This window comes from Streptomyces sp. NPDC046881, assembly GCF_040645015.1.
Lineage (GTDB): Bacteria > Actinomycetota > Actinomycetes > Streptomycetales > Streptomycetaceae > Streptomyces.
The window spans coordinates 1-16,894 of the sequence record NZ_JBEYXJ010000064.1; the positions used below are offsets into that span (position 1 = coordinate 1).

Genomic DNA, 16,894 nt, shown 5'->3' on the forward strand with positions numbered 1-16,894 from the left:
CCGAGCGCGCCGGGGGCACCGCCGGCCATGCCGTACGGGGGCACGCGGCGGTGCTGGGAGAGCGTGGAGACGGTCATCGGTTCGAGGAACCGGATGCGGCGGACGGCTCCGTCGCCGCCGGGCCACCGCCCGGCGCCGCCGCTGCCCCGCCGTACGGCGAACTCCTCCAGCCGGACCGGAAGCCGCCACTCCAGGACTTCCGGGTCGGTGAGCCGGGAGTTGGTCATGTGGGTCTGGACCACGTCGGCACCGGGGAAACCGTCACCGGCCCCGGACCCGGAGGCGACGGTTTCGTAGTACTGGTGCCGGTCGTTGCCGAAGGTGACGTTGTTCATGGTGCCCGACCCCTCGGCCTGGACGCCGAGCGCCGCGTAGAGCGCGCCGGTGATGGCCTGGGAGGTCTCGACGTTGCCGGCGACGACGGCGGCGGGCGGCTCGGGCGCGAGCATCGAGCCGGCCGGCACGATGATGTCCAGGGGGCGCAGGCACCCGTCGTTGAGCGGGATGTCGTCGGCGACCAGCGTGCGGAAGACGTAGAGGACGGCCGCGTCGACCACCGCCAGGGGCGCGTTGAAGTTGGTGGCGAGCTGCGCGGAGGTGCCGGTGAAGTCGATGGTCGCCCGGCGCTCGGTGCGGTCGACGCGCACCCGCACCCGGATGACGGCACCGGAGTCGGTCTCGTAGGCGTACTCACCGTCGTCCAGGGCGTCGATGACGCGGCGCACGGCCTCCTCGGCGTTGTCCTGGACGTGCCGCATGTAGGCCTGGACGACGTCGAGGCCGAACTCCTCGATCATGCGGCGGACCTCGTCGACGCCCTTCTGGTTGGCGGCGATCTGGGCGCGCAGGTCGGCGAGGTTGGTGCGCGGATTGCGGGACGGGTACGACGCCTCGGTGAGCAGCCTGCGGGTCTCCTCCTCGCGGAAGCGGCCGTTCTCGGTGAGGAGCCAGTTGTCGAAGAGGACGCCCTCCTCTTCGATGGTGCTGCTGTGGGCGGGCATGGAACCGGGGGCGATGCCGCCGATCTCGGCGTGGTGACCGCGTGAGGCGACGTGGAAGAGGATCCGTGGCTCACTCCGCGTGTCCGTGCCCCGGTCGGTGTCGAAGACGGGGGTGATCACGGTGACGTCCGGGAGGTGCGTGCCGCCGTGGTACGGGTCGTTGACGGCGTAGGTGTCGCCCGGTCGCATGGCGGAGCCGCGGCGGCGGACGATCTCCTTCACGCTGGTGCCCATGGAGCCCAGGTGGACGGGGATGTGGGGGGCGTTGGCCACCAGGTTTCCGTCCGGGTCGAACAGGGCGCAGGAGAAGTCCAGCCGCTCCTTGATGTTGACGGACTGGGCCGTGGACTCCAGCCGCGCCCCCATTTGTTCGGCGATGGACATGAAGAGGTTGTTGAAGACCTCAAGGACAACCGGATCGACTTCTGTGTCGAGATCGGAACTCTGCGTAATCGCCGCGCGTTCCATGAGCAGATGCCCGTCATCGGTCGCGGCGGCCCGCCAGCCGTCGTCGACGACGGTCGTCGCGCCGGCCTCGGTGATGATCGCCGGGCCGGTGACGGTCTCGCCGGGAGGGAGGGCCTCCCGGCGGTGGAGGGGTACGTCGCGCCAGGCGCCGCCGGTGTGGAGACGGACGGTGCCGGGCGCATCGGAACGGCCCTCGTACGGGGCGAGGGCGGAGAGATCGGGGGGTGCGGTGATGCCGGTGGCTTCGACGGAGAGGGCTTCCACGACGACGGGCCGGTCGAGTGTGAAGGAGTACGTGGCGCGATGACGTTCTTCGAAGGCGTGCCTCATGGCGTCGGGCTCGCCCAGCGCGACGGTGAGAGTGGTGTCGGTGCCGTCGTAGCGGAGCTGGGCGCGGCGGGTGACCTGGATGCGGTCCTCCGGGACGTCCTCGGCGACGAGTTCGGCGCGGGCGGCGGTCTCCAGGTCGTCGGCCGTCGTGCGGACGCCGGGCATGGCGGCGGCTTCCAGGGGCGCCTCCACGGACTGCTCGCGCATGGCCGTGGTGTCGGCGAGGCCGATGCCGAGCGCGGAGAGCACGCCGGCCATGGGGGGTACGAGGACGGTGCGGATCCCCAGCGAGTCGGCGACCCCGCACGCGTGCTGGCCGCCCGCGCCGCCGAAGGTGGTCAGGGCGTAGCGGGTGACGTCGTGGCCCTTCTGGACCGAGATCCGCTTCACGGCGTTGGCGATGTTGGCGACGGCGATCTGCAGGTAGCCCTCGGCCACCTGCTCGGGGGTGCGGTCGTCGCCGGTGCGTTCGTGGATCTCGCGCGCCAGGGCGGTGAACCGGTGGCGGACGAGGCCGGCGTCCAGCGGCTGGTCGCCGTCGGGCCCGAACACGGCGGGGAAGTGGGCGGGTGGGATACGGCCGAGCATCACGTTGGCGTCGGTGACGGTCAGCGGGCCGCCGGCGCGGTAGCAGGCGGGGCCGGGGGCGGCACCTGCCGAGTCGGGGCCGACACGGTAGCGGGAGCCGTCGAAGTGCAGGACGGAGCCGCCGCCGGCGGCGACGGTGTGGATGTCCAGCATGGGGGCGCGCAGCCGGACGCCCGCGATCTGTGTGGTGAAGACCCGCTCGTACTCGCCGGCGAAGTGCGAGACGTCGGTGGAGGTGCCGCCCATGTCGAAGCCGATGACGCGGTCGAAGCCGGCGCGCTGGGACATGCGGGCCATGCCGACGATGCCGCCGGCCGGCCCGGAGAGGACGGCGTCCTTCCCACGGAACTGCCCGGCTTCCGTCAGCCCGCCGTTCGACTGCATGAACATCAGCCGCACGCCCCGCAGTTCGTCGGCGATGTGCCGCACGTACCGGCGCAGCACGGGCGAGAGGTAGGCGTCCACGACGGCGGTGTCCCCGCGCGGGACGAGCCTCATCAGCGGGCTGACCTCGCTGGACAGCGAGATCTGCGGGAAGCCGATGCGGGCGGCGAGCTCGCCGACGGCGCGTTCGTGGCCGGGGTGGAGGTGGCTGTGCAGGCAGACGACGGCGATGGCGCGGATGCCGTCGTCGTAGGCCTCCTGGAGCGGGCCGGCCAGGGCCTCCAGGTCGGGGGCGCGCAGGACGGTGCCGTCGGCGGCGACGCGTTCGTCCACCTCCACGACCCGTTCGTGGAGCAGCTCGGGCAGCACGATACGGCGGGCGAAGATGCGAGGGCGGTTCTGGTAGGCGATGCGCAGGGCGTCGCGGAAGCCGCGGGTGACGACGAGGAGGGTGCGCTCGCCCTTGCGTTCCAGCAGGGCGTTGGTGGCGACCGTGGTGCCCATGCGGACCGCCTCGACGGGCTCCTGGGAGGCGCCGAGGAGTTCGCGTACGCCCGCGACGGCGGCGTCCGCGACGGCGGTCCCCCCGCTCGGGCGAGGCCGGGAGCCGGAGCGAGTGGCACTGTCGGACAGGACCTTGTGCATGAGCAGCCGGCCGTCCGGGCGACGCGCGACGATGTCGGTGAAGGTGCCGCCTCGGTCGACCCAGAACTGCCAGCCAGTCACGTCACTACCCCGCTTCCGCGCCGGTCACAGCGCCCGGAGGCCGTTGATCACGTCGCGCAGAATACTCTCGTCCGGGAGCTCGGCCGGGGGGACCGGCCGGGTCACATGGACGAGTTCCGCGTGCACCAGGTCGCCGATGAGGACGCGGACCACACCGATCGGCAGGTCGAGTTCCGCGGCGAGTTCGGCGACCGACTGCGGTGCGTCCCGGCAGAGACCGACGATCTCCACGTGTTCGGGGGACAGTGTCGGGTCCGATTCCGGATCGCCGGTGCCGGGCTCCGCGACCACCACCGCGATCAGGTCGAGGCGGTGCTGACCCGCACTCGTGGTGCGGCCGCGCGTCATGGCGTACGGACGGACGACCGGCCCGGCTTCGTCGTCGAACCAGTGCTTTCTTGTCTGACCGTCTGCGCTCATGCCATCCCACTACCCGCCTGCGGGCAGATCGGTGCGCGGGGCGGTGCCCAGATGCACGCCGACCCGCTTGACCAGCAGCGTCATCTCGTAGGCGACCTGTCCGACGTCGGAGTCGGCGTCCGAGAGGACGGCGAGGCAGCTGCCGTCCCCGGCGGCGGTGACGAAGAGGAAGGCGTCGTCCAGCTCGACCACCGTCTGCCGGACGCTGCCTGCCTCGAAATGGCGGCCCACGCCCTTGGCGAGGCTGTGGAAGCCGGACGCCACGGCGGCCAGATGCTCGCTGTCCTCCCTGGTCAGGTCCTTGGACACCCCCGTCGGCAGTCCGTCGCCGGACAGGATGACGGCCTTGCGGATGCTGGCGACCCGGTCGACCAGGTCGTCCAGGAGCCAGTTCAGCTCGCCCTTGTTCGTCGCCGTGTGGCCGGTCGCCTTCGGTGCGGTCATCGACCGTCCCCCTTAGTCGTTCCTCGTGCTGTGCCGTTCCGGGCCCCGTCGCCCTCGGCGTTCTCCTCCCGGCCGCGCTGCCAGCCGCGCTGGAGCGAGGCCATCCGGCTGCGGACCTCTTCGGCATCGCGGTCGGCGGGAGCCTCCGCCCGCCCGGCGCGCCGGTCGGTGTCCTGCTTGAGCTGGGGGGCCAGGTTTGCCTGGCGTACCCGCCGGGGCAGCGCGCCGACGGCCGGTTCGGGGGTGTCCCCGGCGGGTGCGGTGGTGCCGCCGCGTGACGTGTCCGCCGGAGCGGCGGCGCCGGGTGCCCCGGGCCGGGTGCGCCTGGGCAGTGGCGGGGCCCCGGGTGCCGGGTCGGCGCTCGCGGCCGGGGTGGCGGCACGGTCCTCGGCCCGGCCGGTGAGGTCGCTGGGGCGCCGGGAGGCGCTTCCGCGGCGGCGCGCGGGCAGCGGGGCCAGTCCGCCCGTGTCGGAGCGGCGTGGTCCGGCGGAGGGGCCGGGGTCCGGTTCGCCGCGGCGGGGCCGTTGGTCGCTGACGGGCTTGCCGTGCGAGCTGACCAGTTTGGGGGTCTGCCGCCGTGGCGGGGGTACGGCCCCGCGGTCTCCGGCCTCCTCGCGCGACAGCCGGTCGGCCGGTCCGCCGGCTTCCTGCTCGTCGTCCTCCGGCTGGGGTCGGCGGGGGCGGAACAGGCCGCCCCGCTCGCTGTCCTCGTCCGGGAGAGCGCCGGGGAAGTCGTCCAGCGCATCGAGATCGACGGGCGCCTCCAGCTCGACCGGGCCGTCCAGCAGGGAGGTCGGCAGGCCGGGCAGCTGCAGCGGTGCCGGGGACCGCCCACCGGCGCGGCCCACGACCTCGGTGCCCGTCGCCGAGCGATCCCGGTCGAGCCGGAAGCCGATGCCGTTCGTGTCCGGGACGTCGTCGGTCAGCAGCGCGTCGGGGATGAACACCACCGCGGTGGTGCCGCCGTACGGCGACGGCTGGAGGGACACCCGCACGTTCTGGCGCTGGGCGAGGCGGCTGACCACGAACAGGCCCAGCCGGTCGGTGTCGGAGAGTTCGAACTCGGGGGTCTCGGCGAGGCGCAGATTGGCGTCCAGGAGCGCTTCGGCCGTCATGCCCAGACCCCGGTCGTGGATCTCCAGGGTGAAGCCGTTGGCGACGCGCTCGCCGAGGACCTGGACGGCGGTGTGCGGCGGCGAGAAGACGGTGGCGTTCTCCAGGAGTTCGGCCACGAGGTGGGTGAGGTCGGCGACGGCGGGCCCGGTGACGGCGACCCGCGGCAGACGCCGGACCTCGATGCGCTCGTAGTCCTCGACCTCGGCGACGGCGGCGCGGACGACGTCCATCAGCTGCACGGGCCGGCGCCACTGCCGGGAGGGCGCGGCACCGGAGAGGATCACCAGGCCTTCAGCGTGCCGACGCATACGGGTGGTGAGGTGGTCCAGGCGGAACAGGTCGGCGAGTTCGTCGGTGTCCTCGGTCCGGCGCTCCATGCTGTCCAGCAGCGTCAGCTGCTTGTGCAGCAGCACCTGGCTGCGGCGGGCGAGGTTGACGAAGACCTCGGAGACACCGGCCCGCAGCTCGGCCTGTTTGACGGCGGCCTCGACCGCCGCGCGCTGAAGGGTGTTGAGGGCCTGCCCGACCTCGCCGATCTCGTTCTTGTCGTACTCCAGGCGCGGCACCTCGGTCTCGATGTCGACCTGTTCTCCCGCGGACAGCCGGCGCATCACGCTGGGCAGCCGGACGCCGGACGCCTCGTGCGCCTCCAGCCGCAGCTGGCGCAGGTCGCGGATGAGGGTGCGGCCGACCCGGATGGAAAGCACGACGGACAGCAGCAGTGCGACCAGTCCGAGGACGCCCGCGACGGCCGCCTCCGCGATGACCTCCACGGCGACGGGGCGCACGTGGTCCTGGAAGCGGTCGCCCACCTGGTCGTCCAGGGTGCCGAGTTCCTTCAGGACGGACGCCGCGGCGGAGTCCCAGCTCTGCGCGGTGACACCGCGGGGGGTGCCGGACTCCCACGAGGTGACGGAGCGTTCGGCCGCCCGCAGCGGCGCCGTGGTGGCGTTCTTCCAGAAGCGGTCGTAGCGTTCGCGCTCCCCCGCGGGCAGCAGCGGCAGGCTGATGTCGTACAGCAGGGTGCGCTGGGCGACGAGGTCGGAGATCTCACGGGTCTCGTCGCGGGTGAGCCGGCCGACGACGAGGGAGGAGCCGAGCAGGGCGTCCTCGCGGGAGAGCAGCTCGCGGGCACGGGTGATGTTCACCAGGGCGCGGGCCTGCTTGTCGATCTCGACGTCGTCGATGCCGTCGAGGGACGCGAGGAGCGCGTAGCAGGGGTCGACGAGGCGGTTGTACTGGTAGAACGCCTGGGTCCGGGTGACGGTGCCCTGCTCGACGCCTCGGCGCAGCGAGTCGAGACCGCCGAGGGCGTCCAGCACGGCGGTCAGGCGCTCGCCGTCGTCCCCGTCCATGGCGGACCGGATGTCGTCGTCCTTGGCGTTCGCGCGGAAGGTGGTGAGCGCCCGGTCGGTGGCGGTGCGGGTGCGGTGCAGTGCCGACAGGGCCTCCGAGGCCCGTGGGTCGGCGAGGTAGACGAGGGTCTGCCGGCGCTCCTGCTGCAGGACGCGGGCGGTATCCTCGGCCGGGTAGCCGATGTCCTCGACCACGTCGGTCACGCGGAACAGCCGGGCGACCTCGCGCCCCGTGAGCACCGTGGTGAAACCCCAGACAGCGGTCAGGGACACCAGCGGCACGAGAAGCAGCGCCACGATCTTCCGGCGGATCGACTTCCCGCGAAAGCGCATGGCCTCCCCCAGCTCGACCCCCGCCGGTCGGGGGTGTTCAGGTCCGTCTGCAAACGGCGCGAGCCTACTACCGCCCCACAGTTAACTCGAAGGCATGTCCGGAGGGCGAACTTCCGCTCTGGCGGCGAGACATGGCGAGTTGTCCGGGCATTGCGTGAGATTGCCACCGCGATACGGACACCCGTACCCGGCCCGGCGGTTACCTCACGGACATCGGTTGGCTGGAAATTTTCGCCAGTTGGGAATCTTTGCCGGCTCTGGTGCGTCCTTCTCTATGGGAAATGGGGGCGGAATGGGCCACAGGAGCCGTATCCCGCACCCCGGCGGCGTAAAACAGCGCAAGCCGGGCAGCCACTGGGGAGTCGGGGTCTTCGGACGCCGGGGCGAACGGTCTGCTGGCGGTGGGGAGTGACACGGTGATGGGCACGGCGGAGCGGCGCAGGGCGCCCGAGGAGAGCGTGGCGGAACGCTCGCAGGCGGGGCGTGGCGGGAGGGCGCCGGATCACGACATATCGGTGCGTGGGCACACGGGGGTGTCCGTCGGTGACGAACAGCGGGAGAGCTACCAGCCGTTGTGGGTGGAGGAGCCCGCGCGGCGGCACCCGATGCCCGATCCGGTGCGTACGGCGGCGGTGCGGGCCGTCCTGGTCATAGCGGTGACGCTGATTCAGGCGATGGTGGCGTTCCTGTGCACGCTGGCCGGGTCCTGGCTGGCGTTCCCCATGGTGATCAGCAGTGTGGTGAGCACGGTGGCGGCCACCTGGGCCGTGGTCGACGTGTGGGTGACCCGCCAGGTGTGGAGCCAGCGGTACGGCGTCGTCTCCGAGCCGAGCAGCACGGCCCGGGCGCTGCGCCGGGAGCGGCGGGCCCGCCGGCGCCAGGAGCGGGCGAGCCTGCGGGAGCAGGAGCGGATACGCCGCAGGGGCGGCGCCGGTCAGCTGTCGCACTCCTGACCCCGCCGGGCCACTGTCGCACTACGGCCCAGGCGGACCTTGGCTCGGACCGCCAGGGCCGCCGGAACCCCGGTTGCGAGGACCCGGACCGCCAAAACCCGGGCCATCGGGATCACAGACGGCCAGGCGCCCGGCGCCACCGCCGATTGACGGCGCCGCCGCGCCACCGGGCGGCCGGAGTCCGGTGCGTGGGCGCCGCAGGTTCCCGCGACGCGCGGCTGCACAGGGCCTCAGGTCCGCCGGGGCCGGCCCAGCCGGGACCCGACCGGGCGCGACCCCGGTGACGCCGGCGATCCCGGCGACTCCGGCGATCCCGTTGGTCACGGTCGCCCCGGCGCGTCACAGCACCGCCGACGCCACGCTCGCCCGTCGGTCCCGCTCTCCCTCCGCCCGCTGGAGTTCGCGCCGGGCCCGCAGGAAGGCGCGGGGCCGGTCCACTCCGAGCACGGCGACGGTACGGCCGTCGCGTTCGTAGCGGGCCAGGAAGCCGGACGTACCGGGCGTGCCCTCGTCGGTGATCTCGCCCTCGGTGACATGGACGGTGTCGCCCTCGCGGTACCGGCCCGCGAACTGGATCCGCGAGTCGTACTGGTCGGACCAGAAGTACGGCAGCGGTCGGGCGGTCGCGCGGGTGTGGCCGGCGAGCAGGTTGGTCACCGCGACGCGGGGCTGCTCGGTGGCGGAGGTCCAGTGCTCGGCCCGGGCGCCGCCGACCCGGGCGACGTCGCCGACCGCGACCACCTGGGGCAGGGCGGTCACGCAGCCGTCGTCGCACAGCACGCCGTCGTGCAGAGCGAGCGTCGATCCGGCGAGCCAGGCGGTGTTCGGGGCGGCGCCGATACCGACGATCACGACGTCGGCGGGCAGGGTGCGGCCGTCGGCGAGGTCGACCCCGGTGACCGCGGCGGTGCCCCGGAGCGCGGCCACGCCGGTTCCGGTGACCAGTGCGACGCCGCCGCGGCGGTGCAGCGCGGCGCACACGGAGGCCATCCGGGCGCCGAGTTGGGGCACGAGCGGCAGCGGAGCGGCCTCGACCACCGTGACCTCGTGGCCGAGCCGGGCACAGGAGGAGGCGGTCTCGGCGCCGATGAAGCCGCCGCCGATGACGACGACCCGGCGGGTCCCCCGGGTGAGGTCGGCGCGCAGGGCGCGGGCGTCGTCCAGGGTGCGCAGGGTGTGGACGCCGGTGAGGCTGTCGCCGGGCAGCCGGCGGGCGGCGGCTCCGGTGGCGATGACGACGCCGTCGGTGGAGACCGTACGGCCGTCGTCCAGGAGGACCGTGCGGCCACGGGTGTCGAGCCCACGGGCGCGGACCCCGAGCAGCCACTCGGCGTCGAGTCCGGCGGTCTCGTCGGCGTCGGTGAGGGCCAGCCCGCTCTCGTCGGCGCGGCCGGTGAGGAAGTCCTTGGAGAGAGGAGGGCGGTCATAGGGGTGATGGGGTTCCTCGCCGACGATCACCAGTCGGCCGTCGAAGCCCTGGGTGCGCAGCTCTCGGGCGGCGTACAGCCCGGCGAGGGAGGCGCCGACGATGGTCACGGTCCTCATACGGCAGTGCTCCTGGCGTCGGTCGCGGGGCGGTGGGGGCGGGCCGGTGCCGCGGCGGGCGGGCGGCTGCGGCCCGCGGCCGCGGGGTGAGGCTGCCTGGCGGTGGTCATGCGGCCGTACCCTCCTCGGCGCCGAGGTGGACGTACACGACGCCGTCCTCCACGGTGACCCGGTGGGTACGCACGGGGCGCCGGGCCGGCAGGCAGGTCGGTTCGCCGGTGCGCAGGTCGAAGGAGGCCGCGTGCAGCGGGCACTCGACGAGGCAGCCCTCCAGCCAGCCCTCGGAGAGGGAGGCGTCCTGGTGGGTGCACGTGTCGTCGACGGCGTACAACTCGCCGTCCTCGGTGCGGAACACGGCGATCGGCGGCGTGGCCGCGACGCGGACGGATTCTCCCTCGGGGAGGTCTTCGAGGCGGCAGACGGGAATCACTAGCCCCCCTCTCGGTCCGGGACCCTCGGTCCGGGACCTGCTGGATGCAGGCGTCAGGGATGCCGCCGGGAGCCCGGAACCACGTCGGTCCGGCCCGGCGAAGCGGCAAGGGAGTGGTGGACCGTCGTCGGTCCGGGGGGTCCGGCGCCCTTCCGGGATCCGGACACTTCGGTAACATGATGTTTCGCATGGCGCACGATCTAGCGCTATGCGCAACAGAATCCGGGCGGGACGACCGTCACGTCAAGGGCTTCCCGCAGATGCGGCCCGAACCGGGCCCACAGGTGGTGAGAGTTGAGCCATGACCCGCACGCAGAAGCAGTCTGACCGCAGCGAGACCACGGAGAACCCAGGGGCCCCGGAGAGGCAGAGCGGCCGCGGCGCGGCCAGCGCGGTGCAGTCGGTGGACCGCGCCGTGAGCGTGCTGGAGATCCTCGCCCGGCACGGCGAGGCGGGCGTCACCGAGATCGCCGAGGAACTGGATGTCCACAAGTCCACGGCGTTCCGGCTGCTCGGCGTCCTGGAGAACCGCGGCCTGGTGGCCCAGGCCAAGGACCGCGGGAAGTACTACCTGGGGGCCGGCGTACTGCGCCTGGCGGGGGCGGCGGCAGTGCGTCTCGACATCTCCCAGGAGGGCGTCCCCGTCTGCCGGGAGGTCGCCGACGAGCTGGGCGAGACGGTCAACATCGCCGTGCTCGACGACGACGCGGCGGTCAACATCATGCAGGCCCGCGGCACCGCGTCCGTGACCGCGCAGAACTGGCTGGGCAGACGTACCCCGCTGCACGCCACCTCCAGCGGCAAGGTGCTGCTCGCGCACATGCCGCCGACCCTCCGCGAGGGCCTGCTGGCACGGCCGTTGCCGCGGTTCACGGACCGTACGATCACCGGCGCGGCGATGTTGCGCGCGGAGCTGGAGGCCGTGGTCGGGCAGGGCTACGGCGTCACGATCGAGGAGCTGGAGCTGGGGCTCGCGGCCGTCGCGGCACCGGTGCGCGCGCACGACGGCAAGGTGATCGCGGCGATCAGCGTCTCCGGGCCGGTGTACCGGCTCAACGCGGACCGCCTGCCCGAGGTGGCCAAGCGCACGGTCGCGGCGGGCGCCGAGCTGTCCCGGCGGATGGGGTACGGCTTCTGACCGGAAACAGAGGGCCCCGACCGGGCGGAACAGGCCGGCTTCGTCACTGCCTCCGCCGCAGGAGGAGATCCGGCAACCGCACACCGCGACCACGGCGCGGGACCGGGACCGTCCCGGTCCCGCGCCGTCGTGTGTCCGACGGGTTTCGCCCCACAGGTTCCTTTTGCCAAGGGTTAACGCGCACCCCTTGACGACCCCGTGACGCCGTTCTCAATATGTTCCCCATCGCGCAACCCATCGTGCAATGCGCAACAGCAGAGGAGCTTGTCGTGCCACACGAGGTCCGTGCCGTAGTCGCTGTGGAGAAGGGCGCACCCGTGGAGGTGCGGACGATCGTCGTCCCCGACCCGGGGCCCGGTGAGGTGCTCGTCGACGTGCAGGCCTGCGGGGTGTGCCACACGGACCTCCACTACCGGGAGGGCGCGATCACCGACGACTTCCCCTTCCTGCTCGGCCACGAGGCGGCCGGCACCATCGCGGCGGTCGGCCCGGGCGTCACCGACCTGAAGCCCGGCGACTACGTGGTGCTCGCCTGGCGGGCACCGTGCGGCAGCTGCCGTTCCTGCCGCCGCGGCCGGCCCTGGTACTGCTTCGACTCCCGCAACGCCGCACAGCCCATGACGCTGCTGGACGGCACCCCGCTCGGCAACGCCCTCGGCATCGGCGCGTTCGCCGAGAAGACGCTGGTCGCGGCGGGGCAGGCGGTCAGGATCGACCCCGCCGCACGGCCCGAGGCGGCCGGACTCATCGGCTGCGGGGTGATGGCCGGCTACGGCGCGGCGGTCAACACCGGCAACGTCGGCCGGGGCGACTCGGTCGCCGTCATCGGCTGCGGCGGCGTCGGCAACGCCGCCATCGCCGGCGCCTGTCTGAACGGCGCCATGAAGGTGATCGCCGTCGACATCGACGACAGGAAGCTGGACCAGGCGGAGAAGTTCGGCGCCACCCACACCGTCAACTCGCGGGGCACCGACCCCGTGGAGGCGGTCCGCGAGCTGACCGACGGTCACGGCGTGGACATCGCGATCGACGCGGTCGGCCGCCCCGAAACCTTCCTGCAGGCCTTCTACATGCGCGACCACGCGGGTGTGCTGGTCCAGGTCGGCGTCCCCGCCCCCGAGATGAAGGTCGAACTCCCGCTGATCGACGTCTTCTCGCGCGGCGGTGCCGTCAAGTCCTCCTGGTACGGCGACTGTCTGCCGAGCCGGGACTTCCCCTTCCTCATCGACCAGTACCTCTACGGCCTGCTCGACCTCAACGCGTTCGTGTCCGAGACGATCGCCCTGGACCAGGTGGAGGAGGCGTTCGGCAAGATGCACCGCGGTGAGGTGCTGCGTTCGGTGGTGGTCCTGTGAGCGTCCACGGGGCCGTGCGCGTCGAACGCGTCGTGACGTCGGGCACGTTCACCCTCGACGGCGAGACCTTCGACGTCGACAACAACGTCTGGCTGGTCGGCGACGACGCGGAGGTGCTGGTCATCGACCCCGCCCACGACGCCGAGGCGATCCACCGGGCCACCGCCGGCCGCCGGGTCACCGCCATCGTCTGCACCCACGCGCACGACGACCACATCGACGCGGCGCCCGCGCTCTCCGTCCTGACCGGCGCGCCCGTACTCCTGCACCGCGACGACACCGAGCTGTGGTCGCTCACCCACCCCGGCCGCAAGCCGGACGGCGAGCTGCGCGACGGCCGGATCCTCACGGTGGCCGGCATCGAACTCCAGGTGATCCACACCCCGGGTCACACCTGGGGCAGCTGCTCGCTCCACGCCCCCTTCCTGAACGCCGTCTTCACCGGCGACACCCTCTTCCACGGCGGCCCCGGCGCCACCGGCCGCTCCTACTCCGACCGCCCGGCCATCGAGGCGTCCCTGCGCGCACGGCTGCTGACGCTGCCCGGCGCCACCGTCGTCCACACCGGCCACGGCCCGGACACGACGATCGCCGCCGAGCGGCCGCACGTCCCCACCGCCTGAGCGGCTCCCCCGCACCCGCCTTCCCCGCCACCACAAGGAGGGGCATGTCCAGCACCCCCGAAGCAGGGTCCCAGGGACCTCGTGTCGTCGTCATCGGCGCCGGCATCGTCGGCTGCTCCCTGGCCGACGAACTGACCGCCCGCGGCTGGACGGACGTCACCGTCCTCGAACAGGGCCCCCTGCCCGCCCCGGGCGGATCCACGTCGCACGCCCCCGGCCTCGTCTTCCAGACCAGCCCGTCGAAGACCCTCTCGGAGTTCGCCCGGTACACCGTGGAAAAGTTCCGCTCCCTCGAAGCCGACGGCGTCTCCTGCTTCCAGCAGGTCGGCGGCCTGGAACTCGCGACCACCCCGGAACGCCTGGCCGAGCTGCACCGCAGGGCCGGCTACGCGGCCTCCTGGGGCATCCGCGGCGAGGTCGTGAGCACGGCCCGGTGCAAGGAACTCTGGCCGCTGCTGGACGAGTCGGTGGTCCTCGGCGGCTTCCACACCCCGGACGACGGCCTGGCCCGGGCCCTGCTCGCCGCCCGCGCCCAGATGGATCGCGCCTCCGCGCGCGGCGCCCGCTTCTGGGAGCGGCACACGGTCACCGGCATCGAGCAGCAGGACGGCCGGGTGAGCGCCGTCGTCACCGACCGGGGTACCTTCCCGGCCGACCACGTCGTCTCGGCGGCCGGTTTCTGGGGCCCGGTGATCGGCCGCATGGCGGGCATCGACGTACCGCTGCAACCCCTCGCCCACCAGTACGCGAAGACCGGTCCGCTGCCCGGGCTGAGCGGCGCCACGGCCGAGGCCACGCGGCCCATCCTCCGCTTCCAGGACCGCGACCTGTACTTCCGCGAGCACACCGACCGCATCGGGATCGGCTCGTACGCGCACCGGCCGATGCCGGTGGATCCGTTCGCGGTCCCGGCGTACGACGAGGCACGCGCCCGGGACATGGAGATGCCGTCCTCGTACCCCTTCACCGCCGAGGACTGGGCGCCGAGCTGGGAGGACTGCCGGCGGCTGCTGCCCGCACTGCGGGAGACCGAGGTCGAGACCGGGTTCAACGGGGTCTTCTCCTTCACGCCGGACGGTATGCCGCTGCTCGGGGAGACCCGGCGGCTGCGGGGCTTCTGGCTGGCCGAGGCGGTCTGGGTGACCCACTCGGCCGGGGTGGCGAAGGCGGTGGCCGAGTGGATGGTGAACGGCAGACCGGCCGTCGACGTGCACGAGTGCGACCTCACGCGATTCGAGGAAGCGCAGCGTTCACCGGCGTACGTCCGTGAGCGCGGTTCACAGCAGTTCGTCGAGGTGTACGACGTCCTGCACCCGCTCCAGCCGATGGCACAGCCCCGGCCCCTCCGCGTCAGCCCCTTCCACGCCCGCCAGCAGCAGCTCGGCGCCTTCTTCCTGGAGGGCGCCGGCTGGGAGCGCCCGCACTGGTACGAGGCGAACGCCCCGCTCGTGGACGCCCTCGACGGCCTCCCCGAGCGCGACGCCTGGTCGGCCCGCTACTGGTCGCCCACGGCCGCCGCCGAGGCGAAGGCCACCCGCGAGAAGGTCGCCCTCTACGACATGACCCCGCTGCGCCGCCTGGAGGTCACCGGCCCCGGCGCCCTCGCCTTCCTCGACCGCATGACCACCAACAACCTCCGCAGGAAGCCCGGCGCGGTCACCTACACCCTGCTCCTCGACGAGACCGGAGGCATCCGCTCCGACCTCACCGTCGCCCGGCTCGCCCCCGACCGCTTCCAGATCGGCGCCAACTCCCCCGCCGACCTGGACCGGCTTCTCCGCCACGCGCCCGACGGCGTGCAGGTCCGCGACATCACCTCCGGCACCTGCTGCATCGGCGTGTGGGGGCCCCTCGCCCGCGCCCTCGTCCAGCCCCTGACCGGCGACGACTTCTCCCACGAGGGCTTCGGTTACTTCCGGGCGAAGCAGACCCACGTCGGGCACGTGCCGGTGACGGCGATGCGGCTGAGCTACGTCGGCGAGCTGGGCTGGGAGCTGTACACCACCGCCGACCTGGGCCTGAGGCTCTGGGACACGCTGTGGGAGGCCGGGCAGGAGCTGGGCGTGGTCGCCGCGGGCCGCTCCGCCTTCAACTCGCTGCGGCTGGAGAAGGGCTACCGGGCCTGGGGCACCGACATGACCGACGAGCACACCCCCTTCGAGGCCGGCCTCGGCTTCGCCGTCCGCATGGACAAGGAGGACTTCGTCGGCAAGGCGGCGCTCCAGCGGGCCGGAGAACCCTCCCGCCGGCTCACCCCGCTCCTGCTGGACGACCCCGCCGCGGTGGTCCTGGGCAAGGAACCGGTCCATGTCGACGGCGCCCCGGCCGGTTACGTGACCAGCGCGTCGTACGGCTACACGCTGGGCCGCTGCGTCGCCTACGCCTGGCTGCCGGCCGGCCTGACCAGCGGTACCGGCGTGCACATCGAGTACTTCGGCCAGAAGGTCCCGGCGACCGTCGCCGACGAGCCGCTGTTCGACCCGGAGATGACCCGCATCCGTCGCTAGGAGGCGCCCAGTGTCACCGTCTTACGACGTCATCGTCATCGGACTCGGCGGCATGGGCAGCGCCGCCGCCCACCACCTGTCCGCGCGCGGCGCCCGCGTCCTCGGCCTGGAGAAGTTCGGCCCGGTCCACAACCGCGGCTCCAGCCACGGCGGTTCACGCGTCACCCGGCAGTCGTACTTCGAGGACCCGGCCTACGTGCCGCTGCTGCTGCGCGCCTACGAGCTGTACGACGAACTGGAACGGGCCACCGGCCGGGACATCGCGATCCTGTCGGGCGGCCTGATGGTCGGCCCGCCCGGATCGCGGACCGTCTCCGGCGCGCTGCGCTCGGCCACCGAGTGGGACCTGCCCCACGAGATGCTGGACGCCGGGGAGATCCGCCGCCGCTTCCCCACGCTCGCCCCGTACGACGACGAAGTCGCCCTGTACGAGGCGAAGGCGGGCCTGGTCCGGCCCGAGAACATGGTCGCCGCGCACCTCCAGCTGGCCACCCGGCAAGGCGCCGACCTGCACTTCGAGGAGCCGGTGCGGCGCTGGGAGCCGTACCGGGACGGGGTGCGCGTGCACACGGCCGAGAACACCTACACGGCCGGCCGGCTGGTGATCTGCCCCGGTGCGTGGGCGCCGCAGCTGCTCGCCGACCTCGGGGTGCCGTTCACCATCGAGCGCCAGGTCATGTACTGGTTCCAGCCGAAGGGCGGCACCGAGCCGTTCCGGCCGGAGAACCACCCGGTCTACATCTGGGAGGACGCGGCCGGCGTCCAGGTCTACGGCTTCCCGGCCATCGACGGCCCCGGACTGGGTGCCAAGGTCGCCTTCTTCCGCAAGGGGCAGGAGACGACCCCGGAGACCATCGACCGGACGGTGCACGAGGACGAGATCCGGGCGATGGCCGACCACATGTCCCGCTGCATCCCGGACCTGCCCGGCACCTTCCTCAAGGCCGCCACCTGCATGTACTCCAACACCCCGGACGAGCACTTCGTGATCGCCCGGCACCCCGCGCATGCCGACTCGGTGACCGTGGCCTGCGGTTTCTCCGGACACGGGTTCAAGTTCGTGCCGGTCGTCGGCGAGATCCTCGCCGACCTGGCGCTGACCGGTTCCACCGCGCATCCGATCGGCCTGTTCGACCCCGCCCGGCCCGCCACCGCCGCCGCGCCCGCCTGAGGAGCCC

At 72.8% G+C, this 16,894-nt stretch carries 12 protein-coding genes; 6 read left to right on the top strand and 6 right to left on the bottom strand.

Annotated elements, in window-relative coordinates; all coding sequences use genetic code 11:
- The 4 genes from ABZ923_RS26375 to ABZ923_RS26390 all read right to left on the bottom strand — a co-directional run.
- Positions 1–3,497, bottom strand: a 3,497-nt coding sequence (locus ABZ923_RS26375; protein WP_361476101.1) for a hydantoinase B/oxoprolinase family protein, incomplete at its 3' end; no start/stop codon positions are given.
- Between the two features lie 24 nt (positions 3,498–3,521).
- A complete protein-coding gene (locus ABZ923_RS26380; protein ID WP_361476103.1) occupies positions 3,522–3,917 on the bottom strand; it encodes a DUF742 domain-containing protein in 396 nt (131 codons plus the stop codon).
- A 9-nt stretch (positions 3,918–3,926) separates the two neighbouring features.
- Positions 3,927–4,361 (bottom strand): roadblock/LC7 domain-containing protein, encoded by a 435-nt coding sequence (locus ABZ923_RS26385; RefSeq protein WP_358647666.1) that lies wholly within the window; start codon positions 4,359–4,361, stop codon positions 3,927–3,929.
- Entirely contained in the window at positions 4,358–7,165 is a 2,808-nt protein-coding gene (locus ABZ923_RS26390; RefSeq protein ID WP_361476105.1) for a nitrate- and nitrite sensing domain-containing protein, read from the bottom strand. The genes ABZ923_RS26385 and ABZ923_RS26390 overlap by 4 nt, the downstream gene beginning before the upstream one ends.
- Positions 7,166–7,584: 419 nt before the next feature.
- On the opposite strand from ABZ923_RS26390, the gene ABZ923_RS26395 reads away from it, so the two are divergent.
- On the top strand, positions 7,585–8,118 hold the full coding sequence (locus ABZ923_RS26395; protein WP_361476107.1) for a hypothetical protein: 534 nt from the start codon (positions 7,585–7,587) through the stop codon (positions 8,116–8,118).
- A 339-nt stretch (positions 8,119–8,457) separates the two neighbouring features.
- On the opposite strand, the gene ABZ923_RS26400 is transcribed toward ABZ923_RS26395, so the two are convergent.
- Both ABZ923_RS26400 and ABZ923_RS26405 read right to left on the bottom strand, forming a co-directional pair.
- A complete protein-coding gene (locus tag ABZ923_RS26400; protein ID WP_361476109.1) occupies positions 8,458–9,663 on the bottom strand; it encodes an FAD-dependent oxidoreductase in 1,206 nt (401 codons plus the stop codon).
- Positions 9,664–9,769: 106 nt separating this feature from the next.
- Entirely contained in the window at positions 9,770–10,093 is a 324-nt protein-coding gene (locus ABZ923_RS26405; protein ID WP_361476111.1) for a bifunctional 3-phenylpropionate/cinnamic acid dioxygenase ferredoxin subunit, read from the bottom strand.
- A gap of 301 nt (positions 10,094–10,394) precedes the next feature.
- Between ABZ923_RS26405 and ABZ923_RS26410 the strand changes: the two genes are divergently transcribed.
- The 5 genes from ABZ923_RS26410 to solA all read left to right on the top strand — a co-directional run bounded on the left by ABZ923_RS26410 (position 10,395) and on the right by solA (position 16,887).
- A complete protein-coding gene (locus ABZ923_RS26410) occupies positions 10,395–11,231 on the top strand; it encodes an IclR family transcriptional regulator (protein ID WP_361476113.1) in 837 nt (278 codons plus the stop codon).
- Positions 11,232–11,500: 269 nt separating this feature from the next.
- Positions 11,501–12,586: an S-(hydroxymethyl)mycothiol dehydrogenase gene (locus ABZ923_RS26415; RefSeq protein ID WP_361476115.1), complete on the top strand. Its 1,086-nt coding sequence runs from the start codon at positions 11,501–11,503 to the stop codon at positions 12,584–12,586.
- Positions 12,583–13,209, top strand: coding sequence for an MBL fold metallo-hydrolase (locus ABZ923_RS26420; protein WP_361476116.1), 627 nt, complete (start codon positions 12,583–12,585; stop codon positions 13,207–13,209). The genes ABZ923_RS26415 and ABZ923_RS26420 overlap by 4 nt, the downstream gene beginning before the upstream one ends.
- A gap of 44 nt (positions 13,210–13,253) precedes the next feature.
- The gene (locus ABZ923_RS26425) at positions 13,254–15,716 is read left to right on the top strand and encodes an FAD-dependent oxidoreductase (protein WP_361476118.1); all 2,463 of its coding nucleotides are present in this window, start codon (positions 13,254–13,256) and stop codon (positions 15,714–15,716) included.
- A gap of 10 nt (positions 15,717–15,726) precedes the next feature.
- On the top strand, positions 15,727–16,887 hold the full coding sequence (solA, locus tag ABZ923_RS26430; protein WP_361476120.1) for an N-methyl-L-tryptophan oxidase: 1,161 nt from the start codon (positions 15,727–15,729) through the stop codon (positions 16,885–16,887).
- The last annotated feature ends 7 nt before the right edge of the window (positions 16,888–16,894 follow it).

Coding starts and splice junctions, on each gene's coding strand:
- ABZ923_RS26395 (WP_361476107.1), top strand. CDS start 7,585: ATGGGCACGGCGGAGCGGCGCAGGGCGCCCGAGGAGAGCGTGGCGGAA.
- ABZ923_RS26380 (WP_361476103.1), bottom strand. CDS start 3,917: ATGAGCGCAGACGGTCAGACAAGAAAGCACTGGTTCGACGACGAAGCC.
- ABZ923_RS26425 (WP_361476118.1), top strand. CDS start 13,254: ATGTCCAGCACCCCCGAAGCAGGGTCCCAGGGACCTCGTGTCGTCGTC.
- ABZ923_RS26385 (WP_358647666.1), bottom strand. CDS start 4,361: ATGACCGCACCGAAGGCGACCGGCCACACGGCGACGAACAAGGGCGAG.
- ABZ923_RS26400 (WP_361476109.1), bottom strand. CDS start 9,663: ATGAGGACCGTGACCATCGTCGGCGCCTCCCTCGCCGGGCTGTACGCC.
- ABZ923_RS26410 (WP_361476113.1), top strand. CDS start 10,395: ATGACCCGCACGCAGAAGCAGTCTGACCGCAGCGAGACCACGGAGAAC.
- ABZ923_RS26390 (WP_361476105.1), bottom strand. CDS start 7,165: ATGCGCTTTCGCGGGAAGTCGATCCGCCGGAAGATCGTGGCGCTGCTT.